19 protein-coding genes and 1 riboswitch are annotated in these 21,344 nt (G+C 71.4%); of the genes, 15 read left to right on the forward strand and 4 right to left on the reverse strand.

The window, feature by feature from the left end:
• Positions 1 to 23: 23 nt before the first annotated feature.
• Positions 24 to 1,271: an Ig-like domain-containing protein gene (locus ACGFQ9_RS25490; RefSeq protein WP_393576801.1), complete on the forward strand. Its 1,248-nt coding sequence runs from the start codon at positions 24 to 26 to the stop codon at positions 1,269 to 1,271.
• Between the two features lie 104 nt (positions 1,272 to 1,375).
• On the opposite strand, the gene ACGFQ9_RS25495 is transcribed toward ACGFQ9_RS25490, so the two are convergent.
• Positions 1,376 to 1,777: a hypothetical protein gene (locus ACGFQ9_RS25495; RefSeq protein ID WP_393576803.1), complete on the reverse strand. Its 402-nt coding sequence runs from the start codon at positions 1,775 to 1,777 to the stop codon at positions 1,376 to 1,378.
• Positions 1,778 to 1,965: 188 nt separating this feature from the next.
• Here ACGFQ9_RS25495 and ACGFQ9_RS25500 point away from each other — a divergent pair, with 188 nt between their 5' ends.
• From ACGFQ9_RS25500 to ACGFQ9_RS25525, 6 genes are all read left to right on the forward strand, one after another.
• Positions 1,966 to 2,586 (forward strand): heme-copper oxidase subunit III, encoded by a 621-nt coding sequence (locus tag ACGFQ9_RS25500; RefSeq protein ID WP_008738823.1) that lies wholly within the window; start codon positions 1,966 to 1,968, stop codon positions 2,584 to 2,586.
• Positions 2,587 to 2,663: 77 nt separating this feature from the next.
• Positions 2,664 to 3,473: a c-type cytochrome gene (locus ACGFQ9_RS25505; RefSeq protein ID WP_393576804.1), complete on the forward strand. Its 810-nt coding sequence runs from the start codon at positions 2,664 to 2,666 to the stop codon at positions 3,471 to 3,473.
• Positions 3,470 to 4,528, forward strand: coding sequence for a Rieske 2Fe-2S domain-containing protein (locus tag ACGFQ9_RS25510; RefSeq protein ID WP_393576805.1), 1,059 nt, complete (start codon positions 3,470 to 3,472; stop codon positions 4,526 to 4,528). Before ACGFQ9_RS25505 ends, ACGFQ9_RS25510 begins: the two co-directional genes overlap by 4 nt.
• Positions 4,525 to 6,150, forward strand: a complete 1,626-nt coding sequence (locus ACGFQ9_RS25515) for a cytochrome bc complex cytochrome b subunit (protein ID WP_393576806.1) — start codon at positions 4,525 to 4,527, stop codon at positions 6,148 to 6,150. Before ACGFQ9_RS25510 ends, ACGFQ9_RS25515 begins: the two co-directional genes overlap by 4 nt.
• Positions 6,151 to 6,332: 182 nt before the next feature.
• On the forward strand, positions 6,333 to 7,397 hold the full coding sequence (gene trpD, locus ACGFQ9_RS25520; protein WP_393576808.1) for an anthranilate phosphoribosyltransferase: 1,065 nt from the start codon (positions 6,333 to 6,335) through the stop codon (positions 7,395 to 7,397).
• A gap of 96 nt (positions 7,398 to 7,493) precedes the next feature.
• A riboswitch (SAM riboswitch) is annotated at positions 7,494 to 7,610 on the forward strand.
• Between the two features lie 227 nt (positions 7,611 to 7,837).
• Positions 7,838 to 9,238, forward strand: a complete 1,401-nt coding sequence (locus tag ACGFQ9_RS25525; RefSeq protein ID WP_393576809.1) for an aminotransferase class V-fold PLP-dependent enzyme — start codon at positions 7,838 to 7,840, stop codon at positions 9,236 to 9,238.
• A gap of 111 nt (positions 9,239 to 9,349) precedes the next feature.
• Here the strand turns inward: ACGFQ9_RS25525 and ACGFQ9_RS25530 are convergent, their stop codons facing one another.
• The gene (locus ACGFQ9_RS25530; protein WP_365110544.1) at positions 9,350 to 9,631 is read right to left on the reverse strand and encodes an Lrp/AsnC ligand binding domain-containing protein; all 282 of its coding nucleotides are present in this window, start codon (positions 9,629 to 9,631) and stop codon (positions 9,350 to 9,352) included.
• The gene (locus ACGFQ9_RS25535) at positions 9,594 to 10,349 is read right to left on the reverse strand and encodes a rhomboid family intramembrane serine protease (RefSeq protein ID WP_393576811.1); all 756 of its coding nucleotides are present in this window, start codon (positions 10,347 to 10,349) and stop codon (positions 9,594 to 9,596) included. Before ACGFQ9_RS25535 ends, ACGFQ9_RS25530 begins: the two co-directional genes overlap by 38 nt.
• A 129-nt stretch (positions 10,350 to 10,478) precedes the next feature.
• On the opposite strand from ACGFQ9_RS25535, the gene ACGFQ9_RS25540 reads away from it, so the two are divergent.
• The 5 genes from ACGFQ9_RS25540 (at position 10,479) to ACGFQ9_RS25560 (ending at position 16,028) form a co-directional block, all read left to right on the forward strand.
• Positions 10,479 to 10,718 (forward strand): hypothetical protein, encoded by a 240-nt coding sequence (locus ACGFQ9_RS25540; RefSeq protein ID WP_356409713.1) that lies wholly within the window; start codon positions 10,479 to 10,481, stop codon positions 10,716 to 10,718.
• A gap of 44 nt (positions 10,719 to 10,762) precedes the next feature.
• Positions 10,763 to 12,127, forward strand: coding sequence for an NYN domain-containing protein (locus ACGFQ9_RS25545; protein ID WP_393577096.1), 1,365 nt, complete (start codon positions 10,763 to 10,765; stop codon positions 12,125 to 12,127).
• A gap of 267 nt (positions 12,128 to 12,394) precedes the next feature.
• Positions 12,395 to 13,420 (forward strand): NlpC/P60 family protein, encoded by a 1,026-nt coding sequence (locus tag ACGFQ9_RS25550; RefSeq protein WP_393576813.1) that lies wholly within the window; start codon positions 12,395 to 12,397, stop codon positions 13,418 to 13,420.
• 299 nt (positions 13,421 to 13,719) lie between these two features.
• Complete coding sequence (locus ACGFQ9_RS25555; RefSeq protein ID WP_393576814.1) at positions 13,720 to 14,763, forward strand: NlpC/P60 family protein; 1,044 nt, start codon at positions 13,720 to 13,722, stop codon at positions 14,761 to 14,763.
• A gap of 50 nt (positions 14,764 to 14,813) precedes the next feature.
• On the forward strand, positions 14,814 to 16,028 hold the full coding sequence (locus ACGFQ9_RS25560; RefSeq protein ID WP_393576816.1) for a hypothetical protein: 1,215 nt from the start codon (positions 14,814 to 14,816) through the stop codon (positions 16,026 to 16,028).
• Between the two features lie 204 nt (positions 16,029 to 16,232).
• On the opposite strand, the gene ACGFQ9_RS25565 is transcribed toward ACGFQ9_RS25560, so the two are convergent.
• On the reverse strand, positions 16,233 to 17,426 hold the full coding sequence (locus tag ACGFQ9_RS25565) for a glycosyltransferase 87 family protein (RefSeq protein ID WP_393576817.1): 1,194 nt from the start codon (positions 17,424 to 17,426) through the stop codon (positions 16,233 to 16,235).
• Between the two features lie 79 nt (positions 17,427 to 17,505).
• Here ACGFQ9_RS25565 and ACGFQ9_RS25570 point away from each other — a divergent pair, with 79 nt between their 5' ends.
• The 3 genes from ACGFQ9_RS25570 to ACGFQ9_RS25580 all read left to right on the forward strand — a co-directional run bounded on the left by ACGFQ9_RS25570 (position 17,506) and on the right by ACGFQ9_RS25580 (position 21,316).
• A complete protein-coding gene (locus ACGFQ9_RS25570; RefSeq protein ID WP_393576819.1) occupies positions 17,506 to 18,648 on the forward strand; it encodes a glycosyltransferase family 4 protein in 1,143 nt (380 codons plus the stop codon).
• 173 nt (positions 18,649 to 18,821) lie between these two features.
• Positions 18,822 to 19,586: an SDR family NAD(P)-dependent oxidoreductase gene (locus tag ACGFQ9_RS25575; protein WP_393576820.1), complete on the forward strand. Its 765-nt coding sequence runs from the start codon at positions 18,822 to 18,824 to the stop codon at positions 19,584 to 19,586.
• A gap of 110 nt (positions 19,587 to 19,696) precedes the next feature.
• Entirely contained in the window at positions 19,697 to 21,316 is a 1,620-nt protein-coding gene (locus ACGFQ9_RS25580; protein ID WP_393576822.1) for a GMC oxidoreductase, read from the forward strand.
• Positions 21,317 to 21,344 lie beyond the last annotated feature (28 nt).

Genomic DNA, 21,344 nt, shown 5'->3' on the forward strand with positions numbered 1-21,344 from the left:
TCGGATATTCATAACGTGGCCCCATGAGTCACACACCGCGTCTTTGGACGGTTGTCAGCTGCTCCCTGCTGGTCGCGTCCCTGGGGGCCGGCGCCACCGCCTGCGGTAGCGACGACCACCCGTTGTCCACCACCCCGTACGACGCGGCCGGTCAGGTCGCCTTCAACCAGGCCGCAGGCACCCGCCCCGTCGACCCCGACCGGCCGCTGGAGGTGACGGCGAAGGGCGCGGGCGGCAGCCGCATCACCGACGTCCTGGCCGTGGACACGCACGGCCGGCGGCTGGCCGGCGAACTCTCCGCCAAGGGGGACCGGTGGCACAGCACCGTGCCGCTCGCCGCCGGTGTCCGATACAACGTCACCGTCAGCACGGAGAACGACAAGGGCGCTCCCGGGCAGCGCACGCTGGCGTTCGACACCACCCCGGCAAAGAAGCTCCTCAAGGTCGAGTTCACGCCGCAGGAGGGCACGTACGGGGTCGGACAGCCCATCGTGGCCGAACTCAACGAACCCGTGACGGACAAAGCGGCCCGCGCCCTGATCGAACGGGCCCTGGTGGTGGACGTCAAACCCCACCAGGTGGAGGGCTCCTGGTACTGGATCGCCGACGACGCCCTGCATTTCCGCCCGAAGGAGTACTGGCCCGCGCACTCCACCGTCACCGTACGGAGCAACCTGGAGGGCATCAAGGTCGGCGCACTGCACGGCGCCGCCTCGGCACCGGTGAAGCTGGAGATCGGCGACCGGGTCGAGGTCATCACCGACGCGGCCAACCACTACCTGACCTTCAAGCGCAACGGAGAGGTCGTCACCACCCTCCCGGTCACCACCGGCAAGCCCGGCTTCGCCACCCGCAACGGCACCAAGGTGGTCCTCGGCAAGCAGTACTACGTCCGGATGCGCGGCGACACCGTCGGCATCGGCGGCAGCGAGTACTACAACCTGGACGTCTACTGGGCGACGCGGGTCACCTGGAGTGGTGAATACGTGCACGCCGCGCCCTGGTCCATCGGCTCGCACGGCAACAGAAACGTCAGCCACGGCTGCACCGGCATGAGCACCGGCAACGCCGCCTGGTTCTTCGAGAACATCCGCGAGGGCGACCTCGTCACCGTCGTCAACAGCATCGGCGACTGGATGACCCCGTTCGACAACGGCTACGGCGACTGGAACCTGGACTGGGAGGAGTGGCGCGAGGGCAGCACCCTGCTCAAGGGCGTCCGGGACGGCTACAACCCCGTCGACCACGCCCGGCTGCGCCCGCAGGTCTGACACCGGTGTGCGGGTACCCCCGGCGGAGGTACCCGCACACCGCCGTGACGCCCGTCAGGAGTTGACCCCCGTCAGGAGTTGACCCCGTCAGGGGGTGACGTCCGTCAGGAGTTCACGGACAGCCGGGCCCGCAGCAGGCCCGCCAGGGCGTCCGGGAACTCCACCGGGTCCACCGGCAGGGTCACCGCGGCGTCCGCGCGGCTCCAGGTGGCCAGCCAGGCGTCCTGCGGGCGCCCCATCAGCAGCAGTACCGGCGGGCACCGGAAGATCTCGTCCTTGATCTGCCGGCACACACCCATGCCGCCCGCCGGCACGGCCTCCCCGTCCAGCACGCAGACGTCGATTCCGCCCCGTTCCAGCTCCTTCAGCACGGCCGGCAGCGTCGCGCATTCGAGGTACTCCACCTCGGGCAGGTCCGCGGCGGGCCTGCGCCCGGCTGCGAGCCGTACCTGCTCCCGGGTGTTGGCGTCGTCGCTGTAGACCAGAACCCTCGCAGTCGCCCGCATTGTTTCCTCCACGCGTCAGGAAATCCTGCGCGGATGCTACTCCGTCCGACGTGCTGTCAGCAGCGCTTCGGACAGGTATGCGGACCGACGGACGAGGGCCGCTCCGATGGGCCGTTCGGGCAGTGCACACCTCCCGGACACTCCGAACGGCACCCCCCGGCGTGAGGGCCGGATAAGCGCCCGACATAATGTCGGTCGTGGCGACAGCAACGACAGTAGATACCGGGCACGCGCACCCGACGGTCAATCGACCGAACCTCGTCAGCGTCGGAACGATCATCTGGTTGAGTTCCGAGCTGATGTTCTTCGCGGCCCTCTTCGCGATGTACTTCACCCTGCGATCGGTGACCGGCGCCGAGTACTGGACGGAACAGGCTTCGGCTCTGAATCTGCCCTTCTCGGCGACGAACACCACGATCCTGGTGCTTTCCTCCCTCACCTGCCAGCTCGGCGTTTTCGCCGCGGAGCGCGGTGATGTCAAGAAGCTCCGGACGTGGTTCATCATCACGTTCGTCATGGGTGCGATCTTCATTGGCGGCCAGGTGTTCGAGTACACCGAGCTGGTCAAGCACGAGGGCATGAGCCTCTCGTCCGGTCCGTACGGCTCGGTCTTCTACCTGACCACCGGCTTCCACGGACTGCACGTGACGGGCGGACTCATCGCCTTCCTGCTGGTCCTCGGCCGGACGTACGCGGCCAAGAGGTTCACCCACGAACAGGCCACCTCGGCCATCGTCGTGTCCTATTACTGGCACTTCGTCGATGTCGTCTGGATCGGCCTCTTCGCCACGATCTACCTGATCAAGTAGCGAAACACGTGGCCGGGCCCCGCCCGGCAGCACATCCAGAATCACCGACGCAGAAGATCCTGACACCGGGGTAATCCGTGAAAAAGCTCTCCGCACGACGACGCCATCCGCTGGCGGCGGTCGTCGTTCTACTCCTCGCGCTGGCGGCCACTGGGGGGCTGTACGCCGCCTTCGCCCCCGCGGGCAAGGCGCAGGCCGATGAAACCGCCCAGTCCCTCGCCATCGAGGAGGGCAAGAAGCTCTACGCCGTGGGTTGCGCAAGCTGCCACGGAACCGGCGGTCAGGGTTCCTCTGACGGCCCGAGCCTGGTGGGCGTCGGCGCTGCCGCCGTCGACTTCCAGGTGAGCACGGGCCGCATGCCCGCCCAGCAGCCCGGCGCCCAGGTGCCGAAGAAGCCCGTCATCTACACCCAGGCCCAGACCGACCAGCTGGCCGCGTACATCGCGTCCCTCGGCGCCGGCCCGGCCACGCCGACGGAGAAGCAGTACGACCCGGCCGGTGCCGACATCGCCAAGGGTGGCGAGCTGTTCCGCAACAACTGCGCGCAGTGCCACAACTTCACCGGCGAGGGCGGTGCGCTGACGCACGGCAAGTACGCGCCCAACCTTGAGGACGTCTCGCCGAAGCACATCTACGAGGCCATGGTCACCGGCCCGCAGAACATGCCTTCCTTCCCCGACACCACCATGCCGGAGAAGGAGAAGAAGGACATCATCGCGTACCTCCAGCACGTGAACGGCGAGTACTCGACCAACCCGGGTGGTCTCAAGCTCGGCGGCCTCGGCCCCGTCTCCGAGGGTCTGTTCGGCTGGGTCTTCGGTCTGGGTGCGCTGATCGCTGTCGCCGTCTGGGTCGCGGCCCACACCGCTAAGGCCAAGAAGTCATGAGTAGCCAAGACATTCCCGAAGAGAAGCACCTGCCGAGCGAGCAGGGCGACGCGCACCACGCCGGTGTAGCGGTCGCGGACGACCCGTTCGCCGACCCCGGCCTGCCGGCCCACAAGCCGCGTATCCAGGACATCGACGACCGGGCCGCGAAGCGTTCCGAGCGCACCGTGGCCATGCTGTTCACGGTGTCGATGCTGGCCACGATCGCCTTCATCGTCGCCTACGTGGCCATCCCGGTCGACAAGATCGTGTTCATCTGGCCGTTCGGCCACGTGAGCGCGCTCAACTTCAGCCTCGGCCTGACCCTGGGCACGGCCCTGTTCTGCATCGGCGCGGGCGCGGTCCACTGGGCCCGCACCCTGATGTCCGACGTCGAGGTCGCCGACGACCGGCACCCGATCGCCGCCTCCCCCGAGGTCAAGGCGAAGGTCATGCAGGACTTCGCCGACGGCGCCGAGGAGTCCGTCATCGGCCGCCGGCCGCTGATCCGCAACACCATGCTCGGTGCGCTGGCCCTGGTGCCGCTCTCCGGCGTGATGCTGCTGCGCGACCTGGGCCCGCTGCCCGAGGACAAGCTCCGCAAGACCATCTGGGCGAAGGGCAAGCTGCTCATCAACCAGAACACCATGGAGCCGCTGCGTCCCGAGGACGTCATCGTCGGTTCGCTGACCTTCGCCAAGCCCGAGGGCCTGGAGGAGGACAGCCACGACTACATGCAGCAGATCGCCAAGGCCGCCCTGATGATCGTCCGGATCAAGCCGGAGGACATCAAGGACAAGCAGGAACTCGAGTGGTCCCACGACGGCATCGTCGCCTACTCGAAGATCTGCACCCACGTCGGCTGCCCGATCAGCCTGTACGAGCAGCAGACGCACCACGTGCTCTGCCCGTGCCACCAGTCCACCTTCGACCTCTCCGACGGCGGCCGCGTCATCTTCGGTCCGGCCGGTCACGCGCTTCCGCAGCTGCGGATCGGTGTGAATGACGAAGGCTTCCTCGAAGCGCTCGGCGACTTCGAAGAGCCCGTCGGTCCTGCATTCTGGGAGCGCGGATGAGCACTGCCACGACCACGGAGCGCAAAGCGCCGCGCGGCGAGCGCGTAGCCGACTGGGCGGACGGCCGCCTGGGCATCTACAGCCTCGCCAAGGCGAACATGCGCAAGATCTTCCCGGACCACTGGTCCTTCATGCTGGGTGAGATCTGCCTCTACACCTTCATCATCATCATCCTCACGGGTGTGTACCTGACGCTGTTCTTCCACCCGAGCATGAACGAGGTGGAGTACCACGGCTCGTACGTGCCGATGCAGGGCGTCCGGATGTCCGAGGCCTTCGCCTCGACCCTGGACATCAGCTTCGACGTCCGCGGCGGTCTGCTCATCCGGCAGATCCACCACTGGGCGGCCCTGATCTTCGTCGCCGCGATGCTCGTGCACATGATGCGCGTGTTCTTCACCGGCGCGTTCCGCAAGCCGCGTGAGATCAACTGGGTCTTCGGCTTCCTGCTGCTGGTCCTCGGCATGTTCACCGGCTTCACCGGTTACTCCCTGCCGGACGACCTGCTCTCGGGCACCGGTGTCCGCTTCATGGAGGGCGCGATCCTGTCCGTGCCGATCGTCGGCACGTACCTCTCGTTCTTCCTCTTCGGCGGCGAGTTCCCCGGCCACGACTTCGTGGCCCGGTTCTACTCGATCCACATCCTGCTGCTGCCCGGCATCATGATGGGTCTGCTGGTGGCCCACCTGATCCTGGTCTTCTACCACAAGCACACCCAGTTCGCGGGCCCCGGCCGGACCAACGAGAACGTCGTCGGCATGCCGCTGCTCCCGGTCTACATGGCGAAGGCGGGTGGCTTCTTCTTCCTGGTCTTCGGCATCATCGCGGCCATCGCCGGCATCGCCTCGATCAACCCGATCTGGGCCCTCGGCCCGTACGTCCCGGACCACGTGTCCACGGGCGCGCAGCCGGACTGGTACATGGGCTTCTCCGAAGGCCTCATCCGTGCCATGCCGGGCTGGGAGATCAACCTGTGGGGCCACACCCTGGTCCTGGGCGTGTTCATCCCGCTGGTGATCTTCCCGCTGGTCCTGGCGGCCATCGCCGTGTACCCGTTCATCGAGTCCTGGGTCACCGGGGACAAGCGCGAGCACCACATCCTGGACCGCCCGCGCAACGCCCCGACCCGTACCGGTTTCGGTGTCGCCTGGATCGTCTGGTACGTGATCCTGCTGATCGCCGGTGGAAACGACATGTTCGCGCAGTACTTCCACCTGTCGATCAACTCGATCACCTGGTTCGCCCGGATCGGCTTCTTCGTGGGCCCGGTCGTCGCCTTCGTGATCACCAAGCGGATCTGCCTCGGCCTGCAGCGCCGGGACAAGGACAAGGTGCTGCACGGCCGCGAGACCGGCATCATCAAGCGCCTGCCGCACGGTGAGTTCGTCGAGGTGCACGAGCCGCTCTCGCAGGGCGAGCTGCACAAGCTCACCACGCACCACCAGTACGAGCCGCTCGAGATCGGCCCGACGGTCGACGAGAACGGTGTGGAGCGCAAGGTGACGCGCACCGAGAAGCTCCGCTCCAAGATGAGCCGCGGCTGGTACGGCGAGGGCACGCAGATCGAGAAGCCCTCCGTCGAGGAGTACAAGGAGATCCAGAGCGGCCACGGCCACCACTGATCCGGGCGGATCCCCAGCGGATCCACCGGCCGGTCTCCCCGGCCCCGTATCTGGCTGAAAACAGATCGCCACGGCGAGAGCCCCGTCCAGTCGCTGGACGGGGCTCTCTGCCGTTCCCCTCCGCTGGATACGCTTGAGTTCTCGTTGATTTCCACAAGTGACCGATGACCCAGGAGCGGACCATGAACGTGGTGACCCAGACAGGCCGCGACGACGTGGCGGCCAGGTCCTGGCCGGCCGTCCTCGATGCCCTTCTGACCGGCAAGGATCTCACTGCCGACGACACCGAGTGGGCCATGGACCAGATCATGCGGGGACAGGCCACCGACGCCCAGATCGCGGGCTTCGCGGTCGCCCTGCGGGCCAAGGGCGAGACGGTCGCGGAGATCAACGGCCTCGTCCGAGCCATGTACGAGCACGCCAACCTGATTGATATTCCGGGTCGCACCGTGGACATCGTCGGGACCGGCGGAGATGGTGCGAAAACGGTCAACATCTCCACGATGTCCTCCATCGTGGTGGCCGGCACCGGCGCCAAGGTGGTCAAGCACGGCAACCGGGCCGCGTCCTCCGCGAGCGGCGCCTCCGACGTGCTGGAGAAGCTCGGCGTCAACCTGGACCTCACCCCCGCGCGGGTGGCGGCGGTCGCCGAGGAGGCCGGGGTGACCTTCTGCTTCGCGGTCAAGTTCCACCCCGCACTGCGGCACGTCGCCGCGGCCCGCCGCGAGCTGGGCATCCGCACCACCTTCAACTTCCTCGGCCCGCTGACCAATCCGGCCCGGGTGCGCGCGCAGGCGACCGGCGTCGCCGACGCCCGGATGGCCCCCATCGTGGCCGGTGTGCTCGCCGACCGGGGCTCCTCCGCGCTGGTCTTCCGCGGCGACGACGGCATGGACGAGCTCACCACCACGGCCACCTCGCGGGTCTGGTGGGTGCGCGACGGCCGGGTCGACGAGCAGCCCTTCGACCCGCGGGACGTCGGCATCCCGCTGGTCGACGTCTCCGCACTCCGCGGAGCCGACGCCTCCTACAACGCGGACGTGGCACGGCGGCTGCTGACCGGGGAGACCGGCCCGGTCCGGGAGGCGGTCCTCCTGAACTCTGCGGCGGCCCTGGTCGCCCTCGACCCCGGCACCGGTTCCCTGGAGGAGCAGCTGCGGGCCGGCATCGCCCGCGCCGCCGAGTCCATCGACTCGGGCGCGGCCCGCGCCGCGCTGGAACGCTGGGTTCGCGCCAGCAACCTCTAGCGTCAGGGGGCTCCGGCCCCGCCCGCACGAGCCCCCGGTCCACATGGTGGAACGGGGGCTTGCGCTTTCTGGATCATGTGGCAGGATTCTGGACCAGGTCACGAGTGACAGCGTTTTGGCCCCGGCTTGCTGTCCGGCAACCCTCCTTCCGTGGCGGGGTGCCCCGGGTGATGACCAGGCCGTGGACAGAAAGGTCCACGGCAAGCGCGGATCCCTCGACACCAGGGGTCCTGGTCTCTCGAGGAGCGTTTTTCCGTGAGCAAGCGAATGCGATAGGCGCCCAGCGCCCTTTCTTCCCCCCTCGGATCAGGGTCCCCGCACACCCGCGGCCGCGTCCCCTGCCGTCTCCGAGGCATTTCCGTACCCCCGGTCGGCCGCCGCGCCGCACCCGCGTACGGCCAGCGAAGCCATTCAACCCTGCCATCCCGGGAGACACCGCCATGTCCGCGTACACCGACACCGCCGCCACCGCCTGCTGCACCGAGGCCACCGCCGCCACCTCCGTCACCGCCGCCGAGCCGCTGCCCGTCCTCGGCCGGGACGTCACCGTCCCGCTCGTCACCGGCGGCGAAGTCGCCTACGCCGCCCTCGACTACGCGGCCAGCGCCCCGGCCCTGCAGCGGGTCTGGGACGACGTCGCGGCGTACGCCCCGTACTACGGCAGCGTGCACCGCGGGGCCGGCTACCTCTCCCAGCTGTCCACCGACCTGTTCGAGCAGAGCCGTGCCACGGTCGCCGGGTTCCTCGACTGCCGGTCATCCGATCAGGTGATCTTCACCCGGTCCACCACCGACTCGCTGAACCTGCTCGCCCGCGCCCTGCCCGCCGACTGCCGGGTCTTCGTCTTCGAGACCGAACACCACGCCTCGCTGCTGCCCTGGGGGGACGCGCAGGTCACCTACCTCGACGCGCCGCGCACCCCGGCCGAGGCGGTCGCGACCCTGGAGCGGGCGCTCGCCGACCGGGAGCCGGGGGAAGGCCCGGCGCTCGTCTGCGTCACCGGCGCCTCCAACGTCACCGGAGAGATCTGGCCGGTGAAGGAACTCGCCGCGGCCGCCCACGCCCACGGCGCGCGGATCGTCCTGGACGCCGCCCAGCTGGCCCCGCACCACGCCGTCTCCGTGCAGGACCTCGACGTGGACTGGGTCGCGTTCTCCGGCCACAAGCTCTACGCGCCCTTCGGCTCGGGCGTGCTGGCCGGCCGCGCGGACTGGCTGCAGCAGGCCGACCCGTACCTCGCCGGCGGCGGCGCCTCCCGCAAGGTGGCCCGGCGCGAAGACGGCGGTGTCGACGTCGAATGGCACACCACCGCCGCCCGCCACGAGGCCGGCTCCCCGAACGTGATCGGCGTCTACGCGATCGCCTCGGCATGCCGGACCCTGACCGAAGCCGGCTTCGACACCCTGGTCGCCCGCGAGCAGCAGCTGATCGACACGGTCCGGGCCGGTCTGGCCGACGTACCCGAGGTGCGGATCCTGTCGCTGTTCGGGGACGACGCTCCCCGCGTCGGAGTGATCTCCTTCGTGGTGGACGGCTGGAACAGCTCCCACTTCGCCGCGGCGCTCTCCGCCGAGTACGGCATCGGCGTCCGCGACGGCCTGTTCTGCGCGCACCCGCTCGTCCGCACCCTGCTGGGCGGCGAGTCCCAGGAGCCGGGCGAGTGCGGCGCCCCCGAGGCGGCCCCCGGCGAGAGGTCCCTCAACGCCATCCGGGTCAGCTTCGGCGCCGGGACTCCCGACGAGCACGTCGACCGGTTCGTCCGCGCGGTGCGCGAGCTGGTCGCCGACGGCGCGAAGTGGCAGTACCGCACCGAGGACGGCCGCTGCGTTCCCGCGGTCTGAGCACCCCCACGAACTCCCGGCCCTGACTACCCGGGAAACCGCAGGCCCGGCGGGAGGAGCCCCCGCCGGGCCTGTCGGCTGTCCGCAGCCGGTGTCACGCGTCAGCCGGTGTTACGCGTCGAGGCCGATCGCGAAGGCCGCCTCCAGGTCGTGCTGCGAGTACGTGCGGAACGCGACGTGCGTGTCCGTGGCCTCCACGCCCTGGATCTTGCTGATCTTGCCCGGGATGATGTCCGCCAGGTTCTCGTGGCGGGCCACACGGACGATCGCGATCAGGTCGTAGGTACCGGTCACCGAGTAGACCTCGCTGACGTTCTCCAGGGCCGCGATCGATTCCGCGATCTCCGGAATACGGTCAACGCTGGTCTTGATGAGCACGATCGCGGTGATCACTTGTGGTGTCTCCCTCGGTGTCCGTCGCTGGTCGCCTCACTCTAGTCGTACGCCGGTAACGCACCCAGGCGTAGGCGAACCCCAGCGAGAAGCCCACCAGATGGGCCAGGTACGCCACCCCGGGCCCGCTGCCCGCCCGGTGCGCCGCCAGCCACTGCAGGGCGAACCAGAACAGCAGCACCATCCACGCCGGGAAGCGCAGCGGCAGGAAGAGCAGGAAGGGGAAGAGGCTGGTCACCCGGGCACGCGGGAACAGGCACAGGAAGGCCCCCAGGACCGCCGAGATCGCCCCCGACGCGCCGACGAGGGTCTGCTCCTGGGAGGCGTGCGCCGCCGCGTACGCCACAAGTGACAGATAGCCCGTACAGAGGGAGAAGAGAAGGAACTCCGCCCGGCCCATCCGCTCCTCCGTCATCGCCCCGAAGACGAAGAGGAACAGCATGTTGCCCAGCAGGTGCAGCCAGCTGCCGTGGACGAACAGCGCGGTCAGCGGGGTGAGCAGCTCGCGTATGCCGCCGTCGAACAGTTCGGCCGGCACCACCCCCCAGCGCCGGAAGTACTCCGTCCCGGACTCCACCAGCGCCGCGCCCGTCCCGTAACCGGGATTCAGGCCCGAGGCCGGGCCGATGAGGAACACCGCGCAGCAGCCCGCGATCAGGGCGTGCGTGACCACCGGACCCCGGGCGGCCTCCCGCACGGTCCGCCACCTTACGATCATGCGAAGAGCATGGCGTAACCGGACGGATACCGATCGCATGCCCCGCCGATGCCGGGTGGGCCGTAGGGTTACGTGCTGCCGCCGGTGAGGCGGTTTACTTGAATGAGCGACGAAGGAGAGAACGGCACCATGACGGTCCCCTTGCCGACCGAGACCACCCGGTGGCGCTGCACGCTCTGCGGCAACCTCACCCGGTTCGACGTCACCCGCTCGTCCAAGGTCGTGGAGTACGTCCACCTGGACCTCGCCGGGGAGCCCAAGGTCGAGGAACGCGAGGTGGTCAATGAGACCATCGAGTCGGTCCGCTGCCGCTGGTGCAACGCGGTGGACCAGATCGAACTCGTGGACAGGCCGGGCGCGGACTCCTGAGGGGAGCGGCGGGCCGAGGGAAGAAACAACGGTAGGGGTGACGGATTGTGGAACCGGCAAGCGGTGCTGAACCGGCCGACGGGGCCGGTGACGCCGCGGAGGTCCTCGACCGCCCGCTGCCGGAAGGCGTGCGGCGCAAGGTCGTCGCGCTCGTCTCGGACGCCTTCGGCGGGCTGACCCTCGCCGATCTGCCGGCGCAGCTGCGGCAGTACGCCCGCTTCACCCCCTCCCGCCGCGCCAAGTTCGCGGGCAACGCGATGGCGGCCGCCGTGGAGACGGACGCCGTCTTCCGCGGCCGGGTCGCGGAGAAGGTGCGCGAGGCGCAGCCCGAGCTTGCCGCCGCCCTGGAGTCCGGCGCGCCGCCGGCCGCCGCCGACCCCCTCGACGTAGCGGCCGCCGCGTACGTGCTGCGCCCCGTCGGCTGGGTCAAGCTGGTCGCCGCGGCCGGCGAGGAGGCGCAGCGCGCCGACGCCGAACGGATCGGCGAGGAGAGTCGGCGCGAGCTGGAGCGGCTCCGCGAGGAGCTGGCCGTGGCCCGCGACGCACAGCGCAACGGCGGCGAGCAGCTGCGCGCCGAGCTGGAGGCGGCCCGCAGGGAAGCCGAATCGCTTCAGCGCAAGCTCCGCAGCGCGCTCAACGACGTCAAGCGCGGGGAGGCCGCGCTGCGCAAGACGGCGGCCGAGATCGAGGGCGTCAAGGGCGAGGCGGCCGCCCAGGTGGCGGCCGCGGAGACGGAGAACCGGCGGCTCAAGGCGCGGCTCGGCGAGGCCGAGTCGGCCCTGGAAGCGTCCCGCCGGGCCACCCGCGAGGGCCGCAGCGTCGAGGACATGCGGTTGCGGCTGCTGCTGGACACCGTGCTGGACGCGGCCCAGGGGCTGCGCCGCGAGCTGGCGCTGCCGCCGGTCTCGGCCCGCCCGGCCGACTCCGTCGACGCGGTGGAGCCGGGGCGGATGACCCCGAAGGACATCGCGGCGCGCGCCCTGTCGGAGACCGACCCGGCACTGCTGGACCAGCTGCTGGCACTGCCTCAGGCGCATCTGGTGGTCGACGGGTACAACGTCACCAAGACCGGCTATCCGACGATGCCGCTGGAGCAGCAGCGGCTGCGGCTGCTGGGCGGGCTGTCCATGCTGGCGGCCCAGACCGGGGCCGAGATGACCTGCGTGTTCGACGGTGCGGAGCTGGCCGCCCCGGTGCTGCTGGCGCCGCCGCGCGGGGTGCGGGTGCTGTTCTCCAAGCCGGGCGTGACGGCGGACGAGCTCATCCGGCAGCTGGTGCGGGCCGAGCCGTCGGGCCGTCCGGTCGTGGTGGTCTCCACGGACCGGGAAGTGGCGGACGGGGTGGCCAAGGCGGGTGCCCGGCCGGTCGCGTCCCTGTTGTTGCTGAAGCGGCTTTCGCGCGTCTCGTAACACCTGTAACTCCTGTAACCAATGCCCGAATTGACCCGGTGATCGCGGAACGCAGGGTCAACTCACCGGCACTCAGAGTGCGGTGAAGGTAAAGAAGCCGGTCAGCGGGCGGATTTTTTCCCTCCAGGATTTGAAGTGATCACGGCGGGGTCACTAGGGTCTGGCCCAAACCTTCGTGCGGTAGATCACTCGACCGGGTGGCGGCGGAGGTGCTGCCGGGCGCGTGCGTACGCCGCCGGCGGCCAGAGGAAGAAGGAGCTCGTCTCCGTGGCGTCCCACCGTCGACCCAAGCAGCCGAACCGCGCGCGCGTGACCGTCCTCACCGCCACCGCCGCGGCAGCCGTCGCCCTCTCCTCGCACGCGGCCGTGGCCGCCCCGGCCAAGCCGGGGAAGGACGAGGTCAAGGCGAAGGTCGACGCCCTCTACGAGGAGGCCGAGCAGGCCACCGAGAAGGCGAACGGCGCCAAGGAGCAGCAGGACAAGCTGGAGAAGTCGATCGGGCAGCTCCAGGACCAGGTGGCCCGCGGCCAGGGCGAGCTCAACGAGCTCCGCAACAGGCTGGGTTCGATGGCCACGGCGCAGTACCGCAACGGCGGCATCGACCCCTCCCTCGCCCTCTTCCTCTCCTCGGACCCCGAGGACTACCTCGACGAGGCGGCCACCCTCGACCAGTTGACGGGGCAGCAGCTCGAGGCCGTCCAGCAGATCCAGGCCAAGCAGCGCACCCTCGCCCAGCAGCGGCAGGAGGCCCAGGGCAAGCTCAAGGACCTCGACGCCACCCGCAAGGAGCTGGCCGACAAGAAGTCCGCCGCCCAGGCCAAGCTCGCCGAGGCCCAGAAGCTGCTCAACACCCTCACCGCGCAGGAGCGCAGCCAGCTCAAGGACGACGAGCAGCGGGCCAGCCGCGACGACGGCCAGCGGGCGAACCTCGGCAACGTCAAGGCCTCGGGCCGCGCGGGCGCCGCCCTCGCCGCCGCCAAGACGAAGCTGGGCAGCGCGTACATATCGGGCGCGGAGGGTCCCACCGCCTTCGACTGCTCCGGACTGACCCAGTGGGCCTACAAGCAGGCCGGCGTGGGCATCACCCGCACCACCTGGACCCAGGCCAAGGAGGGCACCCGCATCCCCCTCAGCCAGCTGCAGCCCGGCGACCTGGTGTTCTTCTACTCCGACCTGCACCACGTCGGCCTCTACGCGGGCAACGGCATGACCCTGCACGCCTCGAACCCGCGCGGCGGGGTCAAGTACGAGAAGATCAGCTACATGGAGCCCCAGTTCGGCGTCCGCATCTGACCCGTCAGGGGCTGAATCGTCCCCGTTCCTCCCGCTGTTCCGGGCATCGCTCTCACTCTTCCTGACGGAACGCCAGGGCACGCCGGACGTCGACCGTCCGGGCGAATTCCAAGTGGGCCGCTCTGCCACACGCCCCGCCGATGACCTGCGTCTGTCGGCGGGGCGTCGGCGTACCGGCCGGGACACGGTCGTTGGCCGGGGTGTGTCCGCGCGGTTACTGTCAGCCGGCGCGGAACCCGGAACCGGCCGTCCACGGGGGGCGGACACGGGTCGCGCAGCGGAAGGGAGTACGGCTTCCCGTGGCGACCCATCGCCGGACCGGGCCCCTCGGCCTCGACCGGAACTCCAGAGCGCACGTCCTGTCGGCCGCCGCGGCAGCCACCGCCACCGCCCTGACGGCCCTGCCCGCGGCAGCCGCCCCCGCGGACCCGGCGGGCGACGCCAGAGCCGCGGTCGACCGCCTCTTCGAGGAGGCCGAGCAGGCCACCGAACGCTTCAACGAGGCGGGGGAGCGGTCCGCGAAGCTGCGCGCCGAGGTGCGCCGGGCCCAGGAGGCGGCGGCCCGCGCCCAGGACCGCATCAACACCATGCGGGGCCTGCTCGGCGCGTTCGCCGGGGCCCAGTACCGGTCCGGCGGCCTCGACCCCACGATGGAGCTGCTGCTCACCGAGGACCCCGACGAGTACCTGGAGAAGGCCGGCACCCTGGACCGGCTGACCGCACGGCAGGCCCGGCAGCTCGGCGAACTCCGCGAGGAGCAGCGCCGGCTGGACCAGCAGCGCAAGGAGGCCTCCCGCAAGCTCGCCGAACTCGACTCGCTGCGCGCGGACGTGGCGCGGCACAAGCGCTCCGTCACCGCCAAGCTGGCGGCGGCACGGCGGCTGCTGAACGAGATGCCCGCGCAGGAGCGGGCGGAGTACGAGCGCTCCTCGCGGTCGGGCGACCGGGCCGGCGCGCTGCCCGACCCGGCCGGCCCGTCCGGCGCCGCCCCGGCCTCCGGGCGTGCCGCCGCCGCGGTGATGGCGGCCCGCGCCGCCGTCGGCCGTCCGTACGTCTGGGGCGCGACCGGACCCTCCGGGTTCGACTGCTCGGGACTGATGGTGTGGTCCTACCGGCAGGCGGGCGTCGCCCTGCCGCGCACCTCGCAGGCCCAGCGGTTCGCCGGACGCCGGGTCCCGCTCTCCGAGGCCCGGCCCGGCGACCTGATCACCTACCGGTCCGATGCCAGCCACGTCGGCATGTACGTCGGCAACGGGCAGGTCATCCACGCCCCCTACCCGGGCGCCCCGGTCCGCTACGACCCGGTCGGCATGATGCCGGTGTCCGGGGTCACGCGACCGTAGGGGACAGGCGCCAGGGGGACCGCGGGCGGGCGGCTGCGTACGATCGCGGGGTGCACCGCCTCCCCTCCCCGCTCCGGTCCGGGCCCGGCTCCCCGCCGGGTCCCGCGTTCCGTTTCGGGTTCCGCTTGCCGGCCGGGCTGCTGCTCCTGCCGCTGCTGCTCGGCCTCACGGCCGGCTGCGCCGCGACATCTGCCGACGGCCCGCGGGCGCAGGCGGAGGTCCGGCGGGCGGTCGCCGACTGGGCGGCCGGCGGGGGCGGACGGCCCGCCGGGGTGCCGCTGGAGTCCTGGGCGTACGAGGTCCGCTCGGTCCGCGTCACGCAGGGCGGGACCCGGGCCGAGGCCGGGGCGGAGCTCCGCTACCGGCTGGCCGGACACGACGCCGCCCCCGCCGGCGGTGCCCGCGAGCTCACCCTGGCCGAACGGGACGGGCGGTGGCGGGTCGAGCGTGACCGGCCCGCGCCGGGCGCCCTGCCGGAACTGTGGGACCAGGGCCCGGTGGAGGCGGTACGGGGCCGGTACGCGCTGGTGCTGGGCACGGGCCCGCGGGAGCGGCTGAACGGGATCGCGGAGGCCGCGGACGCGGCCGTCCCCGCCGTGGCCTCGGCCTGGCCCGGAGCTCCCGCCACGGCGTCCGGAGGGCGTTCGTGGAACGGCCGGGCGGTGCTGCTGGTGCCCGGCTCGGCGGACCGGATGGCCACCCTGCTCGGGTCGGCGCCCGGCGCATACCGGGGGATGGCCGCGGTCACCACCGGAAGGGTGGGCGTCTCCCCGGCCCCCGCGGACCGCGTCGTGATCAACCCGCAGGCCTACGCCGAACTCGGCGAGGAGGGCCGCCGCATCGTGCTGACCCACGAGATCACCCATGTCGCGACCCGGTCGGCGACCTCCGCCTCGACCCCGCTGTGGCTCTCGGAGGGCCTCGCGGACTGGGTGGCGTACCGGGGGAGCGGCCGTACGCCGGCGGACATCGCCCCCGCGGCGGCCCGCGCGGTCCGTGCGGGCCGGCTCCCGGCGGCCCTGCCCGCGAACGGGGCCTTCGCCTTCGGCGGGGACCAGGAGGCGCTGTCCCGGGCGTACGAGGAGTCCTGGCTGGCCTGCCGCACGATCGCGGCCCGCTGGGGCGAGGAGTCCCTGCTCCGCCTCTACGCGGCCACCGCCCGCGAACCCCTCCCCGAAGCCCTCTCCCACACCCTCGGCACCGACCTCCCGACACTGACCGCCGCCTGGCAGACCACCCTGCGCACCGAACTGGGACACCCGTAGGCCCCGGCCGCCTGACGGCTGCCGCCGCCGTGCGGCCCGGCGGCCGTTCACGCGGCCGTGTGGGCAGTCGTGCCGCTGGGGCGGCACGGGTGGGCACACGGCACACCGGCCCGCGCCGGACGCGCAGCGTGTCCCTGCGCCCCGACCCCGCGGACAGGTCGGACCCCGCGAGGGCAGAGCTCCGCTCCCCGCGGCGCCCAGCGCTCAGCGGCCGGCCGGCACACCGCCCTCGGCACGGGCGCCGGGCACCGGCTCCGCTCCGGCCGCCTCCGGCGCCGCCTTCGACGCCTCCCACAGCACCCTGCACGCGGAGACCGCCGCCCAGACCAGCAGACCGTTGCGGATCACGATCAGCACGATGCCGAGCCACTCGCTGCCCATGATCTCCGAGAAGTAGGTCGGGAACTCCAGCTGCGTGAATCCCGTGGCCACCAGCAGGATCCGGGTGGCCCGGACCATCTTCGAGTCCGCCAGGGTCAGGCACACCGCCGCCAGGGCGACCAGCCACACCAGGTACTGCGGGCTGATCACCCGGCTGGTGACGGTGAACAGCAGCACCGCGGCGAACGCCGCGTCGAAGACCACGCGCTCGTCGCCGGCCCGGATCCGGGTCCGCAGCCGCCACAGCAGCAGCCAGCCGAACGCCACCACCGTCAGACCCAGCGAGAGGGTGCTGATGGTCTCCACCCAGGGGCCGAGGAACTCGATCGAGCCGTAGTTCAGCTTCACCTCACCCTCCCACCAGCCGAACCGGCGGGCGAAGTGCAGCGGCAGCGCGCCCAGCGACTCCACCTCGGTGCCCCGGTCCCGCTGGAACGTCAGGAAGGCCAGCGACCCCGGAGTGGTGACCGCGAACACCGTCAGCAGCAGCACGCCCGTCGCGGCCGTGGACAGCCAGACCGCCTTGCTGCGGACGCCCGCCAGCAGCAGCGCCGGCCAGACCTTCAGCACCGCGCCGAACGCGATGAGCGGGCCGCGCAGCCGCGGCAGCAGCAGGGCCGCCACCGCCACCGCCGAGACGAAGATGTCGTACCGCGCGTACGCCGTCGGGCCGACCAGCGGCACCGCCCACACCCAGTACCAGGCGGCCCGCGGGTTCCGGCGGGCCAGCAGCCCGGTCACCAGAGCGTCGGCCGCGAGGCAGAGCACGATGAAGGCGGCGGTGTACGACAGGAACGGCAGCAGTCCCGGCGCCAGGATCGCCAGCGCCGCACCCGGCGGGTACTGCCAGGTCACGTCGTCCATGGGGAACGTGCCGGTCTGCAGGACCCCGTACCAGCCCTGGTAGATCACTGTGACGTCGACCGTCACGTCCGCACCCGGCAGCGGAATCACCCGGAAGGTGCACAAAAGGAGCAGGATCCGTGTGGCCGACCAGGCCGATGAAAGCTTCAACACCGCGCCATGATGCCCAGGTCGGAGCCCTCAGGGCCACGGGACGCGATAAACGAAACCAGTCCGGTACTGTCGGCAGGCGATGCACAAGACCCTGATCGTGACCAACGACTTCCCGCCGAGGCCCGGTGGCATCCAGGCGTTCCTGCACAACATGGCGCTCCGCCTGGACCCCGACCGGATCGTCGTCTACGCCTCCACGTGGAAGCACAGCGCGGAGGGCCGGGCCGCCACCGCGGCCTTCGACGCCGAGCAGCCGTTCCGGGTGGTCCGCGACCGTACGACCATGCTGCTGCCCACCCCGAGGGTGACGAAGCGGGCGGTCGGACTGCTGCGCGAGCACGGCTGTGAGTCGGTGTGGTTCGGGGCGGCGGCACCGCTGGGCCTGATGGGACCGGCGCTGCGGCGGGCCGGCGCGCGCCGGCTGGTGGCGACCACGCACGGCCACGAGGCGGGCTGGGCGCAGCTGCCTGCGGCCCGGCAGCTGCTGCGCCGGATCGGCGAGGGCACGGACACGCTCACCTACCTCGGCGAGTACACCCGCTCCCGGATCGCCTCGGCGCTCACCGACCGGGCGGCGGACCGGATGGTCCAACTGCCGCCCGGCGTGGACGAGAAGACCTTCCACCCCGACTCCGGCGGCGACGAGGTCCGGGCCCGGCTCGGCCTCTCCGACCGCCCGGTCGTGGTGTGCGTCTCGCGCCTGGTCCCGCGGAAGGGCCAGGACACCCTGATCCGGGCGATGCCGCGGATCCTGGCGGCGGTGCCGGACGCGGTGCTGCTGATCGTCGGCGGCGGGCCCTACGAGGCCGACCTGCGCCGGCTGGCCGCCGCCACGGGGGTCGCGGACTCGGTGGTCTTCACCGGCGCCGTCCCCTGGTCCGAACTCCCCGCGCACTACGGCGCGGGCGACGTCTTCGCCATGCCCTGCCGGACCCGGCGCGGCGGCCTGGACGTGGAGGGACTGGGCATCGTCTACCTGGAGGCCTCGGCCACCGGCCTGCCGGTGGTCGCGGGCGACTCGGGCGGCGCACCGGACGCGGTGCTGGACGGCGAGACCGGCTGGGTGGTCCGCGGCGGCGTCCCGGAGGACTCGGCGGACCGCATCGTGACCCTCCTGCGGGACCCGGAACTCCGCGCCCGCATGGGCGCCAGGGGCCGCGCCTGGGTCGAGGAACGCTGGCGCTGGGACCTCCTGGCCGACCGCCTCCGCGACCTCCTGTAGCGCCGACCGGGCCACGCCCCCACGCCGCCCTCCTCCGGACGAGGTCTGGGGGAGGGCGGCGTGGGGGAACTTCCGGGCGGAGCCCGTTAGACCCCCGCACCCGCGCGGAAGGGATCGCCCCGACGCGCGCCGCACCATCGCAGCGCGCCCTGCGCCAGGGAGTGCCGAGAACCATGGACGACCAATCGCTGCGCGGAACCGTGGCCCTGGTGACCGGCGCGTCGAGCGGCATCGGCCGCGCGACGGCCCTCGCCCTGGCCGCCCGCGGCGCGGCGGTCGCGCTCACGGCCCGCCGCGCCGAGCTGCTGCGGGAGCTCGCAGCGGAGATCCACGCGGCCGGCGGCACCGCCCTCCCGCTCGCCGCGGACATCGCCGACCACGAGGAGGCCGCCGAGGCGGTGCGCTTCACCGTGGCCGAACTCGGCCGCCTCGACACCCTGGTGAACAACGCCGGGCTGATGCTCCTCGGACACGTCACGCAGTCCGCGACCGCCGACTGGCAGCGCATGGTGGACATCAACCTGACCGGACTGATGCACACCACGCACGCGGCCCTGCCGCACCTGCTCGAAGCCGCCGCCCAGGGACCGCGCCGGGTGGCCGACCTGGTGAACATCTCCTCGGTGGCGGGCCGCCACGCCTTCGCCGGGAGCGCCGCCTACTGCGCCACCAAGTTCGGCGTGAACGCGTTCAGCGAATCCGTGCGCCAGGAGCTCGCCCGGCAGCACGTACGGGTCTGCGTGGTGGAGCCCGGCAGTGTGGACACCGAGCTGCGCACCCACAACGTCCCCGAGGTGCAGCAGGCGATCGACCAGGTGCTCGGCGCGATCGAGCGCCTGCGGCCGGAGGACGTCGCGGACGCGGTGGCGTACGCCGTCACCCGCCCCCGTCACGTCGCCCTCGCCGAGATCCAGGTCCGCCCCACCGAGCAGGTGTGACGCCGCGGGCGAGCCGCCGCCCCACCCCGCGCAGCCAGAGCTGACTGTCACGCTCAACCGTGGCTGCGCCACGTATGGGCGGAAGGCCGGATTCCGCCCATGATGCGGCCATGACACCAAACCTGACGCGGCGTCACATACTGGGCCTCGGTGCCCTCCAGACCGCCGCCGCCCTCGGCTTCACCAGAATCGGCCTGTCCCCGGCGTCCGCCGACGAACCACCCCCGGCCGCCCACTACGCCCCGGCCGTCGTCGTCGGCTCCGGTTACGGTTCCGCCGTGGCCGCGCTCCGGCTCGGCCAGGCCGGCGTACGGACCGTCGTCCTCGAAATGGGCCGGCTGTGGAACACCCCCGGTCCCGACGGCAGGATCTTCCCGTCCACCACCGCCCCCGACCGCCGCTCCATGTGGTTCCGCACCCGCACCGAGGCCCCCCTCGCCCAGTTCCTCTGGCTGGACGTGGTCAACCGCAACATCAGCCCCTACCCCGGCGTGCTGGACCGCGTCCACTACGGCGACATGTCCGTGTACGTCGGCCGCGGCGTCGGCGGCGGCTCACTCGTCAACGGCGGCATGGCGCCCACGCCCCGCCGCTCGTACTTCACCGAGGTCCTCCCCGGCGTCGACGCCGACGAGATGTACGGGACGTACTTCCCCCTCGCCCGCCGGATGCTCGGGGTCAACGACATCGACCCGGCCTGGTTCGAGTCCACCGAGTGGTATCGCTTCGCCCGGATCTCCCGCAAGCACGCCGCGAACACCGGCCTGCGCACCGTCTTCGTGCCCAACGTCTACGACTTCGAGCACATGAAGCGCGAAGCGGCGGGCCAGGCCCCGAAGTCCGCGCTCGCCGGAGAGGTCATCTACGGCAACAACCACGGCAAGAAGAGCGTCGACAAGACCTACCTCGCCGCCGCCCTCGGCACCGGCAACGTCACCATCGAGACCCTGCAGCGGGTCACCGCGGTCCGCCCCGACCCGGCGGGCGGCTACGTCCTCACCGTGCAGGGCATCGACGAGTCCGGCCGGGTCACCGGCACCCGCGAACTCGGCTGCCGCCGGCTGTTCCTGGGCGCCGGCAGCCTCGGTACCACCGAGATCCTGCTCCGGGCCCGGGAGACCGGCACCCTGCCCGCCCTCAGCGAGCAGGTCGGCCTCGGCTGGGGCACCAACGGCAACGTGATGACCGCCCGCGCCAACCACCTCTGGGACACCGTCGGCGCCCGCCAGTCCACCATGCCCGCCCTGGGCATCGACGACTGGGACAACACCGGCAACCCGGTGTTCGCCGAGATCGCGCCCCTCCCCATGGGGCTGGAGCACTGGATCTCGCTCTACCTGGCGATCACCAGGAACCCCGAGCGCGGGCACTTCACGTACGACGCCGCCACCGACTCGGCCCGCCTCAACTGGCGGCGGGACCAGAACGCCCCGTCCGTCAACGCCGCCAAGCGCCTCTTCGACCGGGTCAACCGGGCCAACGTCACGGTCTACCGGCACGACCTGTTCGGCGAGAACAAGGCCTTCGCCGACACCTTCACCTACCACCCGCTGGGCGGCTGCGTGCTCGGCCGGGCCACCGACGGATACGGGCGGGCCCGCGGCTACCAGGGCCTGTACGTGGTCGACGGTTCGCTGATCCCGGGCTCCCTCGGCGTGAACCCGTTCGTCACCATCACGGCACTGGCCGAACGGAACATGGCCCGGATCCTCGCCGAGGACCCGAGCTAGTCCGGAACAGCCGCGCGAGCGGCGCCGG

The sequence above is a fragment of the Streptomyces sp. NPDC048603 genome (assembly GCF_043199475.1).
Classification (GTDB): Bacteria; Actinomycetota; Actinomycetes; order Streptomycetales; family Streptomycetaceae; genus Streptomyces.

Coding starts and splice junctions, on each gene's coding strand:
- ACGFQ9_RS25580 (WP_393576822.1), top strand. CDS start 19,697: ATGACACCAAACCTGACGCGGCGTCACATACTGGGCCTCGGTGCCCTC.
- ACGFQ9_RS25490 (WP_393576801.1), top strand. CDS start 24: ATGAGTCACACACCGCGTCTTTGGACGGTTGTCAGCTGCTCCCTGCTG.
- ACGFQ9_RS25575 (WP_393576820.1), top strand. CDS start 18,822: ATGGACGACCAATCGCTGCGCGGAACCGTGGCCCTGGTGACCGGCGCG.
- ACGFQ9_RS25500 (WP_008738823.1), top strand. CDS start 1,966: ATGTCGGTCGTGGCGACAGCAACGACAGTAGATACCGGGCACGCGCAC.
- ACGFQ9_RS25515 (WP_393576806.1), top strand. CDS start 4,525: ATGAGCACTGCCACGACCACGGAGCGCAAAGCGCCGCGCGGCGAGCGC.
- ACGFQ9_RS25495 (WP_393576803.1), bottom strand. CDS start 1,777: ATGCGGGCGACTGCGAGGGTTCTGGTCTACAGCGACGACGCCAACACC.
- trpD (WP_393576808.1), top strand. CDS start 6,333: ATGAACGTGGTGACCCAGACAGGCCGCGACGACGTGGCGGCCAGGTCC.
- ACGFQ9_RS25510 (WP_393576805.1), top strand. CDS start 3,470: ATGAGTAGCCAAGACATTCCCGAAGAGAAGCACCTGCCGAGCGAGCAG.
- ACGFQ9_RS25535 (WP_393576811.1), bottom strand. CDS start 10,349: ATGATCGTAAGGTGGCGGACCGTGCGGGAGGCCGCCCGGGGTCCGGTG.
- ACGFQ9_RS25525 (WP_393576809.1), top strand. CDS start 7,838: ATGTCCGCGTACACCGACACCGCCGCCACCGCCTGCTGCACCGAGGCC.
- ACGFQ9_RS25570 (WP_393576819.1), top strand. CDS start 17,506: ATGCACAAGACCCTGATCGTGACCAACGACTTCCCGCCGAGGCCCGGT.
- ACGFQ9_RS25540 (WP_356409713.1), top strand. CDS start 10,479: ATGACGGTCCCCTTGCCGACCGAGACCACCCGGTGGCGCTGCACGCTC.